A 15,973-nucleotide genomic window follows, 5' to 3' on the forward strand; every position below is an offset into this window, starting at 1 on the left:
ATTGTATTAGGCCCTACATTTGATTGGCTTTTCGGTAGTTTCCTTGGTAATCAAAGATCTTTTCTTGGATTTTCCAATAGTATTTCTGTTTCTTGGCGATAACGAAGTCCGGCGGTGTGATCCTTGTTGACAGGGCGATAGCCTCGCTGGTGGTTGTGAACGTAAATGATACTGTTCCCTGAGCTACTCGGCCACCGAATTGGCGATTGAATGCCAGTAACGCCTTGGGGTGTGAAAAGTTAAATGTCTCAGTCAGAGCATGGCCATCTTCATCGACGTAGGTGATCTTAAGTTTGTTGGGATCAGTACTAAGACTAGCCATCGTCATTGCTTGGCATCTGATGACCATCGCATCTTTTAGAGATAATGATTTTTTCAACAAATCATCAGGATCGCTGATGGCGTGATCACAATGCTGACATACACGCGCTGCAATGTCATTTTGTTGACCGCACTGACCACATTCTTTAAAACGGAATCTATAATCACACCGGACGCGTTCACCGTTGTTATCTTCAAATCCCATACAGCGGCGACCATAGTGTTCTATAAGGTCGCCATCTTGGTCTACTTTTCCCCAGAAAGTATTGCCAAATTGACATACAGGACAGGGGACTAATACCGCGACGCTATCACTGCTTGGTTTTTCGCTACCAACCTCGGGGCTAAAAATATCGAATCCGCTATTGGCGTAATCGATTATTAAACAATCTTTTTTATCATCACATAAACGTAAGCCGCGGCCTACTATTTGCTGAAATAGGCTGACCGACTGTGTCGGTCTGAGTAGGGCAATGAGGTCGACATGGGGTGCGTCAAATCCTGTAGTTAATACAGCAACGTTAACTAAAAATTTTATTTCCCGTTTTTTGAACCGAGCTATTATTTGGTCGCGTTCAGTATTGTCGGTATCGCAGATAATAAGAGCGCTTGTGTGTTGGTGGCCAAACTCTGCCAAATAATCCATGACTTCATTAGCATGCTTAAGCGTCGCAGCAAAAATCATTACGCCTTTTCGGTCTTCACTGAGCGTTACCACTTGCTCAGTGATGGATTTTGTAACCCGTTTATGTTTTATAAGCAGTGTATTGAGAGCTTTTTCACTCTGACTGCCAAAACGATTTTGACTGATACTTGAGAAGTCATAATGGGCTATAGCAGCGTCAATTAGCGTTGGCGTTGAAAGAAAACCTTGTTTAATCATTAACCCAAGGGGCATTTCATAGATACAATGTCTAAATACACTGTTGTCGTCGCCACGACTAAAACCATGGTAATGATCTTGATATATCCAACCAATTCCCATGCGGTATGGTGTGGCGGTTAACCCCAACAGTTTCAACGATGGATTTATTTTTTTAAGGTGTGCAATTATTTGTTGATATTGATTCTGAGAGTCGGTGCTATCGTCAACTTGACCAATACGATGGCACTCGTCAACAATGACTAACGAAAAATGCTCATTAAATTTGTTAAGATTTGGCGCGACAGATTGGACGCTTCCAAATGTAACTTGATGTTGTGATTCTTTGCGACCTAAACCGGCTGAAAATATATTAGCGCTTAGCCCATAGGATTCATACTTTTGGTGATTTTGCTCAACGAGTTCTTTCACGTGAGCAAGCACCAAGATCTTATGTTTAGCTAATCGCGCCAGTTCACTGATCACCAAACTCTTGCCGCTACCCGTTGGCAATACAATAATGGCGGACTCATCACTTTTCTTGAAGTGACGAACAGTGGCCTTGACTGCTTCTTGTTGATAGGGGCGCAGAGTATAACTGGTCATGAGCTAGTCTTTGTTTTTCGCTTCAATCCATTGGGACATATATTTTGTGCTTTTGTGGTGGTGGTGCTTCAACATACTGCCAGTGAAATTATTAAGTCGGTGACTTTGAAGGTTCGCAATGAGATCATTCACACGGTTAGTTAACGCACTTGATAAACTGTTTTTATCATAAAGCGTTCGAATAATGTCATCACCTTTGTTGACGTAGTCGAGCCAACGATCGTTGTCTTGATAGAGTGCAATGGCATGTTCTGCAAACTGTTCGGGGTCATCGCTAATCTCGCCACTCCACGGTAAATTCTCATGCATGGATTCACTACCAATCGACGTTGTGACGTTTGGTGTGCCGTTGATCATAGCGTCTGCCAATTTCCCTTTGATTCCAGCGCCAAATCGTAGTGGAGCCAACAGCACTCTGGCTTTTTTTATTTCAGCATGGGCGTCATCACACCAACCTTTTACCAGAAACCCTTGCTTTTCATTGTGAAGTTGCGTTGCTTTTGGTGGCGGGTACGCTCCGTATACATTTAATCGTGCTTTAGGTAACTTTTTGCGAATTAATGGCCATATCGATTCTTTGAGGTAGCGTACTGCATCCCAATTGGGCGCGTGTCTGAAATTACCTATGGATATAAAGTCAATCCGCGCAGAATATTCAGGACGAGGCTCATTTAGCTTATCTACGTCCAACATGAACGGAATGTGATGTAGAAGCTGTGGCGGCACCTGAAACTGAGTGGTCAGTAATTCGATTTCCGTTTTAGATATCATGAGGGTGAGGTCGCAACGATAAATTGCCGCTATTTCACGTTTTGCCATGTCACTATTGAGATCATGTTGATTGATTTCTCGATCGTTTTTATATGCATCATGACGCGCATATCTCAGTGTATGGAGATCTTCAGTGTCTAAGATGGTCAGCGCCGTTGGGCACTGTTGTTCGACACGCCAGCCAAATTGCTCCTCCATCATAAACCGATCGTATATCACGATCTCAGGGGCTAATTTTTTGACAAAAATATCAAATGAGCTGCAATTTAGGGCAATCTTAGTACAGTCGACATTATAGTCGTCAAGATCAGCCATATGCTCTGATAACTGCGCCGCACTGGCAAAGGTAATGTGATAGCCTTGGTCATTAAAAAGTGCAATTAATTCCATCATTCTGCTGCCAGCAGCGGAAGATTTAGGTTCTGGCCAAACATAGCCGATTATTAATAGATTTTTAGAAGACATGATTACTTAAGGGGTTTCTGTGACGATTGAGGTAGCGCATGAGCGGATTTTAGGGCACTAATCCCGCCGCCATTGTGTACGTTAGAATAACCAGCTTTCACTAACATCTTTATTGCTTTTCCTGCTCTGTTGCCGCTGCGGCAATACAAGACAATGGGAAATTCTTTGCTAATATTCTTAATTTTTAGCGTTTGGACAACCTTTTTGTAGGGTATATGTAATGCTTTGTCTAAGCGACTTTCCTTGAATTCTGCGGCGGTTCTCACGTCAATTAATAGTGCGCCATTATTAAGTTTTTGCCATGCGACCTGTTCGCGAGTGTAATGGGTGTGATCGTCGCCGCCGTGGGCGGAAACTGATGTATTAATGAATAAAGTGCCGATGAAAAATAACATCAAATAAAAGTAGGAAACTCGAATAAGCATAATTGTCTTTAATGAAGGAAACGTATTGGCGCATTGTACCTGATGTTTGTGAGATGAAACATCTAATTAGCGATAAATATAGCGAGGGTTTTAGGAGACTGATACACTGCGGCGAAGTATTTTATAGAGGAATAAGTTGTGGAATTTTTAGCTAATTATGGGTTGTTTTTGGCTCAAGCGGTCACCATTGTGGTTGCAATTATTGTGGTATTGGTGACTATCGTTGCTCTTGGTAGCAAGGGGAAGGGGGAAAAAGGGCAGTTAGAGCTAATAGACTTATCGGAAGCCTTAGAGGATACTGCGCAGTCTTTTAAAGAGACAATATTGCCTAAGGATGAGCTAAAAAAACGTGCAAAAGCGCAAAAGAAGGCAGCTAAAGAATCGAAAGATGAGGTTAAGCCTAATTTGTATGTAATTGATTTCAATGGTTCGATGGACGCTAGCCAAGTAGAAGGGTTACGACGTGAAATTACTGCAATTGTCCAATGTGCACAGAAAGATGATGAAGTGCTGGTGCGTCTTGAAAGTCCCGGCGGTGTCGTGCACGGTTATGGACTCGCAGCGAGTCAGTTACAACGGATCACTAAACGTGACATACCGTTAACTATCGCTGTTGATAAAGTTGCCGCAAGTGGTGGTTATATGATGGCTTGTATCGCAAACAAAATTGTCGCCGCTCCTTTTGCAATTATTGGATCCATTGGGGTTATTGCTCAGATCCCTAATTTTAGTAAAGTGCTTAAGAAAAATGATATCGATTTCGAGCAAGTGACGGCGGGTGAATATAAAAGAACACTCACTATGTTTGGCGAAAATACCGATCAAGATCGTGAAAAATTTCAAAGTGAAATTGATGACGTTCACGGTTTATTTAAGAACCATGTTGCCAAGCACCGTTCGCAATTGGATATAAACAAGGTGGCAACAGGTGAAACTTGGTATGGTGAACAAGCCCTTGAGATTGGTCTTGTTGACGAGTTAAGCACGAGCGATGACTGGTTACTTTCACAAGCGCAAAATAAGCAAGTCTACTTAGTGAAATATAATGTCCCTAAGACTTTGTCTCAAAAATTGGGTAAAGCTGCAAGTACATCGGTTGAGCAAGGACTTTATAATGTCGTCAATCGCCTTGGTCAATGGAAAGGATTTTAATTTTCGATTGATTCGAAGCAATAAAAAAGGGATGCATTGCATCCCTTTTTATTAGAACAAATAGAAACAACTATTCCGTTTTTCTGCCGACCCATGGATCGTTATAAATTTCAGTATCTAACTCTTTCTCAGTTTTAGCGACGATAACCGTCACCATACTATCGCCGGTAACGTTTACCGCGGTTCGAGTCATATCCAGTAGACGGTCAACACCAATAATAAGTGCAATGCCTTCTACTGGTAAGCCAACTTGTTGTAACACCATAGCAAGCATAATTAAACCAACGCCCGGCACGCCCGCTGTTCCGATTGATGCCAAAGTGGCAGTCAAAATTACCATTAGATAATCAGCTATCGACAAATCAACGCCATAGACTTGCGCGATGAAGACGGTTGCAACACCTTGCATGATTGCGGTGCCGTCCATGTTAATGGTTGCACCTAACGGTACGGTAAACGACGCGATAGAGTTATCAACACCCATCTTTTTGGTGGTTGTTTCTAACGTTACCGGAATTGTCGCGTTTGAACTTGCCGTACTAAATGCAAACAGGGCCGTGTCGCGCATTTTTCTAATGAAAATGACTGGATTAAGTCCTGTTAGGAATTTGAGAATGATTGGGTAAGTCACTAAGGCGTGAACACCTAATGCTAGGAGAACAACGAAAAAGTATTTAGCAACATTTAAGAAAGTACTTGGCGAAATCTCACTGGCTAATTTGGCCATTAAGAAGAACACACCGTATGGTGCAAGATTCATAATGATGTTAACAATCTTCATTACTACTTCATTCATGTCTTCAAATAAACTTGCAATACGTTTACCTGATTCACCAGCAAGTGAAACAGCTATGCCAAACAATAATGCGAATACAATGATTTGCAGCATGTTGCCTTCTGCCATCGCATTAATTGGATTACTTGGAATAATATTAATTAATACTTGAGTTAATGAAGGTGCTTCTTTGGCATTAAAAGTTGCTGCGCTGGTCATGGCTTGGTCAGTTACACCTGGTGCAATCACTAATGCCAAGGCAATTGCCAACGTAATAGCGATGGCTGTAGTAGTTAGATATAACGCAATGGACTTGCCACCTAGTCGGCCCAACTTACTTGGATCAGATAGTGAACACGTTCCACAAACTAGAGAAATGAACACTAACGGCACGACTAGCATTTTTAAGCTATTAACGAACATTTTTCCGCCAGCGTGGAACAAGCCGTTAACAATATTGTCTTGGACGAATTTAACATCACCCATCGCAAATTGGATGATGGCACCGATAATGATGCCTAGACCCATGCCGATGAGAATTTTCATCGTTAAGCCTAAAGGTTTTTTATTACTCATGGTAATCCTTAATTATTATTAGGTATCTGATTTTAGGTTGTTAATGAGAATCATCGATACACCCGCTGGAGTCTAGCAAATGTTTAATTATTGCAAAAGCAATAATCAAGCATAGACGTTATTAATAAAAAATCTTTTAGCAGTGAAAGATTAATGCATTGAATTTTATCTAAAATCCTTTTGCATCTTTGACATAAATTCTCTAACATCGACATAATTGCTTTAATTTTTGTTGTATTTTCGGCAGGGAGAATGCCCAATGCGTCAGACCTTTCATTATTTTTCAATCGTTTTCTTTGCGCTGTTTTTAATAGCATGTAGTGGTGGTAACGAGTTATCCAGTACTTCTAGTGGGGATGGAGGAGATGGCACTACGCCGACAACGCCTCAATCTACCGTGGTTTTAACCATGGTTGACACCGCCGGAAATACTGTGACTAACGTTGACGGCAGTCAGCCTCAATGGCTATCGGCATTATATACAGTTGACAATAAACCTGTAGCTAATAAAAAATTCACATTTAGTTTAGACGGTGATATAGGACAATTATTGGTAACTAGCGCGCTAACAGATGCACAAGGTATTGCAAAGGTAGAAATATATGCTGGAGATACAGTTGGTGCTGGTACAGCCACGGCAACAGTTGATGACCTAACAGATTCTCTTGATTTTTCTACGTCCAACCCTGTTGAAGAAATTCAGCCTGTTAATTTAGTCCTGAAAATGGTTGATTCAGACGGAAAAGAGATTCTTAATGTAAGTAGTTTGGAGCCGACAAGATTGCAAGCGACACTGACAAATAGTGGTGTTGCCGCGGTCGGGGTAAAAATTGATTTCTCACTAGTTGACGAAGTAGGTGAGTTAAAAACGAGTAGTGCATTGACAGATAGTAACGGTATCGCATCTGTATTGTTATATGCCGGAGCACAAGATGGCGCTGGAACTGTAAACGCAAGTGTAAACGGAGTAAACGCAAGTCTTGACTTTTCTGCGGCAGTTACCGTTGCAAATGTAGTAATGGGGGAGCTAAGACTTACACCCACAGTTATAGGACCTAATGGAACAGCTTCGTTGGAGGTCCCAATTAATGAGGTGGTTGGTGGAAACGCTAGTCCATTGAGTCAACCAGTTGGTGTGCAGTTTTCATCGGCATGTGTTCAAGCTGGGAAAGCAGAAATTGCGAGCGAAGTTCAAACGATTAACGGTGTGGCCACTGTCACTTACAAAGATAATGGCTGTGGCTCAGTGGACACTATCAATGTTACGTCAACAATTGGTCAAACGGTTTTAACCGAAAATATTAATCTAACTGTTGGGAAGGCCGAACTTCACAGCTTGCAGTTCACAAATATTACATCGTCCTTTTTGGCTCTAAAAGGGACTGGAGGGCTGAATCGTAGTGAGACTACCACAGTAACTTTTACAGTCTTTGATAGCTTGTCTAATCCAGTACCAAACGCCGTTGTTAATTTTAAATTAACGACTAAACTTGGCGGAATTACTATTCTACCCGAAGAGCAAGCTGAAACAGACGATAAAGGTGAAGTAAACGTGATTGTTGCAGCGGGTACTGTCCCGACGCCGGTTAGAGTCGTTGCAACTTTGGAAGACGATAAGGCAATTTCTACTGTTTCAGGTCAATTATCTATTTCTAGTGGGGTCGTTGATTATAATAGCTTTAGCTTATCTGCAACTGAATTAAATCCTGACACATTCAGAACAGATGGTGTTGAAGTTGGAATTACGGCTAGGCTCGCAGACCATTTTAATAACCCAGTTCCAGATGGAACGACAGTATCGTTTACAACTGAGTTTGGTTTTATTGAAGGCAATTGTAATACCGTAAATGGTGCGTGTTCTGTACAATGGCGTAGTCAAGGCTCTCGTCTTCCGTCCCCAGCATTTACAGATGACAACGCTAAGCTTAAAATGATAGGTGAGGCCCAATGTCTTAATTCTAATGGTGTTGTGACAGGTTTAAGCGCAGCAGGCCTACCTTGTTTTTACGACAATAATAGTGAAAATAACGATAATGGTGGCTTAGGCAATGTGTACGGGAACAGAGTGACTATTTTGGCTTATGCAATAGGAGAAGAATCTTTTAGTGATAGTGATGGGTCAGGATACTACACACAAAATGAAGCATTTACCGATTTGACAGAAGCGTTTAGGGACGAAAACGAGGACGGTGTATTTGGTGGTCGTTTTACTGTTGATGCGGTATCTCCGGGCGCAGCGGATGTGGGCGCAAAATGTTATAAGAAAAATATAAAAGATACATCAGAAAAAGTATGTTTTGAGCCAGGTGGGGACAATGAACAACCAATAGATTTCAATAGTAATGATACGTTTGATCAAGGTAATAAACTCTACAATGGTGTTTTGTGCCATGTTGATGACGAAGCTACTGGAATTTGTTCTCGAGAATTGGTGCATGTATATCAGAATGTGACAATACTACAGGCGTCGGGTGCTGCAGCAGATTTTCGATTTGGTTTTATCGAAGTTACAGCTACTCACGAAACGGACAAGTTTAATCCAGCAAATTATGACAAAACTGTAGATATTTCTGGCGGCGATAAAACAATAATTGTTTATGCTGCCGATCAGTTTAATGGTTTGTTGCCAAATGGGACAATAATCAACTTTGAAACTGGTAATGGATCTATAGTTGGGCCATCGGAATGTGAAGTAGGAAATAGCTCTGGCTTTGCGATTAATAGTTGTAGCGTTACCTTGAAGAAAGATGATGAATCCGATAGCAGTTCATTAACTGTAACAATCACAGCGCCAAATAGAACTGGTGTGTCACGTAGCATTCCAATCAGAGATTAGACCAACAACGGCGCATGATGCGCCGTTTTAATTTGTGTTATAAACGAGCGATCAGCTCGAATATGTGGCTAATTTGCAATTTTTATGGGGTTATTACAAATAACATCTTGAATTATTGCTTATTAGTCTCTATAAATTGAGCCAATACATATTCTCACTCCATCAATGGACATTTTTTTCTTATGGGAAGATCATTAGTAATAGTGGAATCGCCAGCCAAAGCGAAAACTATTAACAAATATTTAGGTAAAGACTTCATCGTTAAATCCTCAGTTGGTCATATTCGAGATTTACCAACATCCGGTGCAGTTAAAAAGAACAAATTTACCAAGACGCCAGCTGAAGTTCGTAAAATGGAGCCAGCGGCTAAAGAAAAGTATAAAACGGCGCGTGATAAACAGCAGTTGATCAACCGAATGGGCATAGATCCTGAAGGTGGTTGGGATGCGCATTACGAGATTCTACCTGGTAAAGAAAAAGTTGTTAGTGAATTACAGTCTCTGGCTGAAAAAGCTGATTATGTTTACCTAGCATCGGATTTGGATAGAGAAGGGGAGGCCATTGCTTGGCATCTTCGTGAAGTTATCGGTGGCGACGACAGTCGTTTTAAACGTGTTGTTTTTAATGAAATTACTAAAAATGCGATTAGTGAAGCCTTTGATACGCCAACTGAGTTAAATATTGATGGTGTTAACGCGCAACAAGCACGTCGCTTTTTAGACCGTGTTGTTGGCTACATGGTGTCGCCGCTTCTATGGAAAAAAGTCGCGCGTGGATTGTCGGCAGGCCGTGTCCAATCTGTTGCCGTGAAGTTGGTGGTTGAACGCGAACGTGAAATTAAAGCGTTTAACCCAGAAGAATTCTGGGATATGCATGCGCAGCTGATGACAGATGATACCCAAGCGTTAGCTATGAAAGTGACTAAGGTTGACGGTAAAGCATTTAAGCCTGTGAGTGAAATGGAATCAAATGTTGCTTTAAATGCGCTACAAAATGCAGCTTATACGGTTAGCTCGCGTGAAGACAAGCCAAGTCAGTCACGTCCTTCAGCGCCCTTTATTACATCAACGCTACAACAAGCAGCAAGTACCCGCTTAGGATTTGGCGTTAAGAAGACAATGATGTTAGCACAGCGTTTATATGAAGCTGGTTACATTACTTATATGCGTACAGATTCGACTAATTTAAGTAAAGATGCAATCGACGCTGCACGAGGCCATATTGAAAGTGAATACGGTAAATCATATTTACCAGAAACCCCTAATTTCTATGGTAGCAAAGAGGGTGCACAAGAAGCCCATGAAGCGATAAGACCAAGTGATGTTTCTCGTAGTGCGACTTCATTAAATAAAATGGAACGCGACGCAGAGCGTCTATATGAGCTAATTTGGCGTCAATATGTCGCCTGTCAAATGACTCCGGCTAAATATGACGTTACGACGTTAAAAGTGTCAGCTGATAAGTATCAACTGAAAGCGACCGGACGCATTATCAAATTCGATGGTTGGACTCGAGTTCAAACTGCCGTTAAGCGTAAAGCCGAAGAAGAAGTAAATTTACCAGCGATCAGTGTCGGTAATACGTTGAATTTAGAAAAGCTTGAGCCAAAGCAGCACTTTACTAAACCTACAGCACGTTTTAACGAAGCCAGTTTGGTTAAAGAACTTGAAAAACGTGGTATTGGTCGACCATCGACTTATGCATCGATTATTTCGACGATTCAAGATCGTGGTTATGCTAGAGTTGAAAACCGCCGTTTCTTTGCTGAGAAAATGGGTGAAATTATTACCGATCGTTTGAATGAGAATTTCACAGAATTACTTTCTTATGATTTTACTGCTCAAATGGAACAAGAGCTTGATTTGATCGCTAATGGTGAAATGGACTGGAAAGGTTCATTGAACAATTTCTATAAAGGGTTCACTAAGCAATTAGATCAGGCGAATCTAACACCAGAAGAGGGCGGCATGCGTCCTAACAATATGGTGTTGACGGATATTGATTGTCCAACGTGTGAGCGAAAGATGGGCATAAGAACAGGTACAACAGGGGTATTCCTTGGTTGTTCTGGTTATGATTTACCACCTAAAGAGCGCTGTAAGACCACCATCAATTTAACATCAGGTGATGACGTGGTTGCTGCTGATGATGATGCTGAAAATAAGGCATTGATGCAACGTCGTCGTTGTCACATCTGTGATACAACGATGGATTCGTACCTTGTTGATGAAGCTCGAAAATTACATGTTTGTGGTAACAATCCTGCGTGTGGTGGCAATGAAATTGAACAAGGTACCTTTAAGATTAAAGGGTATGATGGGCCAATTATCGAATGTGATCGTTGTGAACATGATATGGAGCTTAAAAATGGCCGCTTTGGTAAGTATTTCGCTTGTACTAATGTTGATGAATGTAAGAATACACGAAAACTTTTAAAAAGTGGTGAAGTAGCGCCGCCAAAAGAAGATCCTGTTCATTTGCCAGAATTACCCTGCGACAAGAACGATGCATACTTCGTATTGCGCGATGGGGCGTCAGGTATTTTCTTAGCTGCACATACCTTCCCTAAAGCACGTGAAACTAGAGCGCCACAAGTTGCTGAGCTTCATCGCTTTAGAGATCGGATTTCATCGAAGTTCTATTATCTCGCTGATGCTCCGCAAAAAGATGCTGATGGTAACATGGCCATCGTACGTTATAGCCGTAAAAATAAATCTCAGTATGTAATGACAGAAATTGAGAAGAAAGCTACCGGATGGACAGCGACTTATGAGGGTGGTAAGTGGATTGAACATCAGAAAGCAAAACGAGCTACTAAAAAGAAATAGATTGTAGATTGGATAATAAAAAACCGCTCATTAGAGCGGCTTTTTATGAGCAATATGTTGAAGAGTACAACTACCATTTCTTCTTTGGTTGGAAGAGGATATCGAGATCAGTGCTTGTCTTCTCGTCTTGTTCACGTTTAGCGCGTTCATCACGTTCAATTTTAACTTGGTCTAGCTTGGCTAACATTCCCTCTGCTTCTTCTAGTTTTGCATTAACGAATCCATCACCTTCTGAATTTATTGCACGAAGCGTTTTTATAGCCTTGTCCAAATAGGTGCGAGCGGAGCCAGATTGCTTCGCTTCAATTGCGCCACGAGCTCGACCGATAATTGAATTAATATTAATCCTTATCTGCATCAGATCCGCACGTTTAATCTCATTACCAAACACGTCAGGATTAATTCGGCCACGTTTGTGTTCGTTATTGATTAATCCTTTAAGTTTTTTGATAAGTTGTACCATTTGTAAAACTTCTCGATCATCATTTGGTAACCGAAATGTATCTAAACCTTGAGATCGAAAAGAATTAACAATCGATTCAATTAATTGTTGTCTGTCGTTCACTTGTGCAGCGATAGCTCGATCGCCATTAATTGCTAAGATAGATTTTTGAGTTTCCAAAATACGATTATGCATGATTATCATCAGTGCTTTGGTCACAGGGATATTAGTAATACGCGATAATAGATCTTCTGTCTCATCGATGGTTAAAGTGAGACGTGACACTTCAGTGCGTTTTTCAGATTCGATGCGCTTACTCTGCTGCTGCATTACAGTCATTACAATTACCATCAAGACTAGAAAGCCGACGCCTGCAATAATATATACTGTCATTTGCTGTCCCTTGTTTTACGGTAATACAATAGTAAAGGTGCTTCCGCCCAGCTTACCATCATTGTTTAATACGAGTTCACCACTTTTTCCGTAGTTGTCATGGGACAACACAATGAGCTTTGAAAATAACAATCCGATCCCCATTCGTCCAAAACTAGACGCAAGTTCATCAATTGGAGCGGCTGCTGCTTCAATCATTGCACTCGGATAACCATTTGAATCATCGGATATTGCAATTGAAAGTTGTCCATCATCGATAGAAACATCAATATCAATCCGTTTTTGAGAATAGCGAATAGCATTACTAAGTACGTCATCGATTAAATAAGCGATTAGGTCACGATCTAAACACCAATGTAGATCATCGTCGACATGAACCTGAATCTCTATTCCTTTACTTTGGGTGTAAAGATCATTTTGAAAGACAGCCGATTCGATGACATCACTCACTATTTCTTCCGTAGAAATAATCATTAGTCGATCTTCTTCTACATTATACAGCGCCATCAATTGTGTTAAGTTTCCGTTTAAACGTTGTACTTGATAATTGATATCTGACAATTCCTCAGTACTAAGTGTCTTTGTCGCTTGCGGCTGATTCGCAACGGTCTGTAAAGACTGAAACATCAACGTCAGTGAGTTTCGCATATCATAGCTGATTGCTGATAAGATTTTCTTGTAATCGATATTGTTATTATTTGATGTACTCATAAATATGTCTTATAAAAAAAGGCGTTAGACGCATGTACTTATTATCATACCGCTTGTTAACCTGAAAAATCTACCGTTAAAAGAAAGATGTACTAACTATTGTTGATAGGAATAGAAAATAACAAGTGAATCTTCTTGCTATATTCATTTTTTAATTTATATTTAGAGTTGTTATAACAAATAAGAATATAGTGAGTGCAACAGTTTAATGGCACATCTTGTCATTGACCATCAAATCAAGAGTTAATAAGTATGAAGTTACAACAGTTAAGATATATCGTCGAAGTCAGCAACAATAATTTAAACGTATCGGCTACTGCTGAGAGTTTGTTTACGTCACAACCGGGCATTAGTAAACAAGTGCGAATGTTGGAAGATGAACTTGGGATCCAAATTTTTGGTCGAAGTGGTAAACATTTAACGCATGTTACCAAAGCTGGTCAAGAAATTATCAATATTTCTAACGATATTTTATCGAAAGTCGAAAGTATCAAAGCTGTTGCTTATGAACATACAAAACCAGATCAAGGTGCGTTGAATATTGCTACAACTCATACGCAAGCCCGTTATGCGCTGCCAGAAGTTATCGGCAAGTTTATTAAGCATTATCCGAAAGTTTCCTTACATATGCATCAAGGAACGCCAGCACAGATCAGTGAAATGGCAATTAAGGGAGAAGCGGATTTCGCCATTGCTACTGAATCTATGCATTACTATGAAGATTTAGTTATGTTGCCTTGTTATCATTGGGGACGATCAGTTGTGGTAAACCCTGACCATCCGTTAGCTAAGCTGAGTCGTGTTCGAGAATTAGAAATTGAAGACATCGCCGCATTCCCATTAGTAACATATGTTTTTGGCTTCCAAAATAAATCAGATTTAGAAATTGCATTTAACGAAGCAGGGCAAGATCCAAATGTTGTATTCACTGCAACCAGTGCCGATGTATTAAAAACTTATGTGAGACTTGGTCTCGGAGTTGGTGTTCTCGCGTCGATGGCTATTGACAAAGAACTGGATAAAGACCTTGTTGCTATTGATGTTAATCATCTGTTTGGCCATGCAACAACGAAAATTGGGTTTAGACGTGGTACCTTTTTAAGAAGTTACATGTATGACTTTATTGAAGAATTTGCGCCTCACTTGACGAAAAACTTAGTATCACAAGCCGCCAGCTTACGTGATCATGATCAGGTTGAAGCGCTGTTTAAAGACATTAAACTGCCTTTGAGATAATTTATAAAAATGTACAAAAAAAGCGGCTTAAGCCGCTTTTTTAATTTAATACTAAATGTTTATTAACATTCAACGATATTGACCGCCAAACCGCCACGAGCTGTTTCTTTATATTTACTCTTCATATCATTTCCTGTATCCCACATGGTTTTAATTACCTTATCGAGGGATACTTTGTGCTGCCCATCGCCACGCATTGCGATGCGCGATGCGTTAATCGCTTTTACAGCACCCATTGCGTTACGTTCAATACATGGCACTTGTACTAGGCCACCTACAGGATCACAAGTCAAACCTAAGTTATGCTCCATACCAACTTCAGCAGCATTTTCAACATGATCGATGGTGCCGCCCATTATCTCCGTTAAACCAGCTGCGGCCATAGAACAAGCCACGCCAACTTCACCCTGACATCCTACTTCAGCACCAGAGATCAACGCATTCTTTTTATATAAGATGCCAATGGCTGCAGAAGTGAGTAGGTATCTAACCGCAACTTCGTCAGTAACAGGCTGAATAAATTTGTCGAAATAACACAGAACAGCAGGGATAATACCAGCAGCGCCATTTGTTGGCGCAGTCACTACTTGACCGCCTGCAGCATTTTCTTCATTCACTGCCATTGCAAAGAGATTCACCCAGTCGATTGCCGATAGAGGATCAACGTTACTACCTTCTTCAACATGTAGACGGCGATGTAATGATGCTGCACGGCGGCGAAGTTTTAGTCCGCCTGGCAGAATACCTTCACGGCGACAACCACGCTCTACCGACGCGCGCATTGTGTGCCATATGCTTGATAGGCGCTCAACGACTTCTGATTCGGGTGCTAGGGTCTTTTCATTCGCCATCATTAGCGCTGAAATACTCAGGCCATGTGTATTACATTGGTTGAGTAATTCTTCTGATGTGTTGAACGGGTACTTTGCTTGGTCAGCATCTGTTTTATCTTTGGTAAAGGTCTTGATTTCTTCTTCATCAACAATAAAACCGCCACCGATAGAGTAATACACTTTATTAAAGAGTAGCTCCTCGCCTTTGTAGGCGAATAATTCCATTGCATTAGCATGAACAGGCAGACTTTTACGGCGATGAAAAACAATTGCGTTTTTTCGAGGAAAGTCAGTTTGGTGACGACCGAGTAATTTAATTGTTTCTTCTTTATCAACTTGGTCTAGAAAAGGATCAATAATTTCAGGGTCTATTGTTTCAGGTTCATAGCCAGCAAGCCCTAGAATTACCGCTTTTCCAGTACCGTGTCCGATACCAGTTTGCCCCAATGAACCATAAAGTTCAGTTTTCACATGTGTGACACTGTTAAGATGATTGAGCTGCTCTAAATCTTGGGTAAACCTAAAGGCGGCACGCATTGGACCAACGGTATGTGAACTCGAAGGACCGATACCTATACTAAACATATCAAATACACTGATCATACATTTCTCTTTTGCTCGACTATTATTATCACGCCATCTTACACCAGCGCGTCTCTGTACCCAACAAAATAAGTGAATTAATTTCACATTTGAGGAAATGTTTACTAAAGGAAACAGGTGTTTAATGATATGAAAATG

General features: G+C 40.9%; 11 protein-coding genes. 4 read left to right on the top strand and 7 right to left on the bottom strand.

What is annotated here, in order from left to right; all coding sequences use genetic code 11:
* Nucleotides 1-13 precede the first annotated feature (13 nt).
* Genes ACMAZF_RS09135 through ACMAZF_RS09145 form a run of 3 tightly spaced genes read right to left on the bottom strand, consistent with a single transcriptional unit; the run spans nt 14 to nt 3,450 of the window.
* On the bottom strand, nt 14-1,789 hold the full coding sequence (locus ACMAZF_RS09135; RefSeq protein WP_435277044.1) for a DEAD/DEAH box helicase family protein: 1,776 nt from the start codon (nt 1,787-1,789) through the stop codon (nt 14-16).
* A 3-nt stretch (nt 1,790-1,792) separates the two neighbouring features.
* A complete protein-coding gene (locus tag ACMAZF_RS09140; RefSeq protein WP_435277045.1) occupies nt 1,793-3,025 on the bottom strand; it encodes a glycosyltransferase in 1,233 nt (410 codons plus the stop codon).
* Between the two features lie 2 nt (nt 3,026-3,027).
* Complete coding sequence (locus ACMAZF_RS09145; RefSeq protein ID WP_435277046.1) at nt 3,028-3,450, bottom strand: rhodanese-like domain-containing protein; 423 nt, start codon at nt 3,448-3,450, stop codon at nt 3,028-3,030.
* Between the two features lie 138 nt (nt 3,451-3,588).
* On the opposite strand from ACMAZF_RS09145, the gene sohB reads away from it, so the two are divergent.
* Complete coding sequence (gene sohB, locus ACMAZF_RS09150; protein WP_435277047.1) at nt 3,589-4,602, top strand: protease SohB; 1,014 nt, start codon at nt 3,589-3,591, stop codon at nt 4,600-4,602.
* A gap of 70 nt (nt 4,603-4,672) precedes the next feature.
* Here sohB and ACMAZF_RS09155 read toward each other — a convergent pair whose 3' ends face one another.
* Nucleotides 4,673-5,953: a dicarboxylate/amino acid:cation symporter gene (locus tag ACMAZF_RS09155; RefSeq protein WP_435277048.1), complete on the bottom strand. Its 1,281-nt coding sequence runs from the start codon at nt 5,951-5,953 to the stop codon at nt 4,673-4,675.
* Nucleotides 5,954-6,212: 259 nt separating this feature from the next.
* Between ACMAZF_RS09155 and ACMAZF_RS09160 the strand changes: the two genes are divergently transcribed.
* Nucleotides 6,213-8,789, top strand: coding sequence for a hypothetical protein (locus tag ACMAZF_RS09160; RefSeq protein WP_435277049.1), 2,577 nt, complete (start codon nt 6,213-6,215; stop codon nt 8,787-8,789).
* Nucleotides 8,790-8,971: 182 nt separating this feature from the next.
* Entirely contained in the window at nt 8,972-11,617 is a 2,646-nt protein-coding gene (topA, locus tag ACMAZF_RS09165; protein ID WP_435277050.1) for a type I DNA topoisomerase, read from the top strand.
* 70 nt (nt 11,618-11,687) lie between these two features.
* On the opposite strand, the gene ACMAZF_RS09170 is transcribed toward topA, so the two are convergent.
* Both ACMAZF_RS09170 and ACMAZF_RS09175 read right to left on the bottom strand, forming a co-directional pair.
* On the bottom strand, nt 11,688-12,452 hold the full coding sequence (locus ACMAZF_RS09170; RefSeq protein ID WP_435277051.1) for a hypothetical protein: 765 nt from the start codon (nt 12,450-12,452) through the stop codon (nt 11,688-11,690).
* 15 nt (nt 12,453-12,467) lie between these two features.
* A complete protein-coding gene (locus ACMAZF_RS09175; RefSeq protein ID WP_435277052.1) occupies nt 12,468-13,163 on the bottom strand; it encodes a sensor histidine kinase in 696 nt (231 codons plus the stop codon).
* Between the two features lie 252 nt (nt 13,164-13,415).
* Here ACMAZF_RS09175 and cysB point away from each other — a divergent pair, with 252 nt between their 5' ends.
* The gene (gene cysB, locus ACMAZF_RS09180) at nt 13,416-14,399 is read left to right on the top strand and encodes an HTH-type transcriptional regulator CysB (protein ID WP_435277053.1); all 984 of its coding nucleotides are present in this window, start codon (nt 13,416-13,418) and stop codon (nt 14,397-14,399) included.
* Nucleotides 14,400-14,461: 62 nt separating this feature from the next.
* Here cysB and ACMAZF_RS09185 read toward each other — a convergent pair whose 3' ends face one another.
* A complete protein-coding gene (locus ACMAZF_RS09185) occupies nt 14,462-15,835 on the bottom strand; it encodes an L-serine ammonia-lyase (protein ID WP_435277054.1) in 1,374 nt (457 codons plus the stop codon).
* Between the last annotated feature and the right edge of the window lie 138 nt (nt 15,836-15,973).

Source organism: Psychrobium sp. nBUS_13 (genome assembly GCF_051201665.1).
Classification (GTDB): Bacteria; Pseudomonadota; Gammaproteobacteria; order Enterobacterales; family Psychrobiaceae; genus Psychrobium.

Coding starts and splice junctions, on each gene's coding strand:
- ACMAZF_RS09140 (WP_435277045.1), bottom strand. CDS start 3,025: ATGTCTTCTAAAAATCTATTAATAATCGGCTATGTTTGGCCAGAACCT.
- cysB (WP_435277053.1), top strand. CDS start 13,416: ATGAAGTTACAACAGTTAAGATATATCGTCGAAGTCAGCAACAATAAT.
- ACMAZF_RS09145 (WP_435277046.1), bottom strand. CDS start 3,450: ATGCTTATTCGAGTTTCCTACTTTTATTTGATGTTATTTTTCATCGGC.
- ACMAZF_RS09160 (WP_435277049.1), top strand. CDS start 6,213: ATGCGTCAGACCTTTCATTATTTTTCAATCGTTTTCTTTGCGCTGTTT.
- ACMAZF_RS09175 (WP_435277052.1), bottom strand. CDS start 13,163: ATGAGTACATCAAATAATAACAATATCGATTACAAGAAAATCTTATCA.
- ACMAZF_RS09185 (WP_435277054.1), bottom strand. CDS start 15,835: ATGATCAGTGTATTTGATATGTTTAGTATAGGTATCGGTCCTTCGAGT.
- ACMAZF_RS09135 (WP_435277044.1), bottom strand. CDS start 1,789: ATGACCAGTTATACTCTGCGCCCCTATCAACAAGAAGCAGTCAAGGCC.
- ACMAZF_RS09170 (WP_435277051.1), bottom strand. CDS start 12,452: ATGACAGTATATATTATTGCAGGCGTCGGCTTTCTAGTCTTGATGGTA.
- topA (WP_435277050.1), top strand. CDS start 8,972: ATGGGAAGATCATTAGTAATAGTGGAATCGCCAGCCAAAGCGAAAACT.
- ACMAZF_RS09155 (WP_435277048.1), bottom strand. CDS start 5,953: ATGAGTAATAAAAAACCTTTAGGCTTAACGATGAAAATTCTCATCGGC.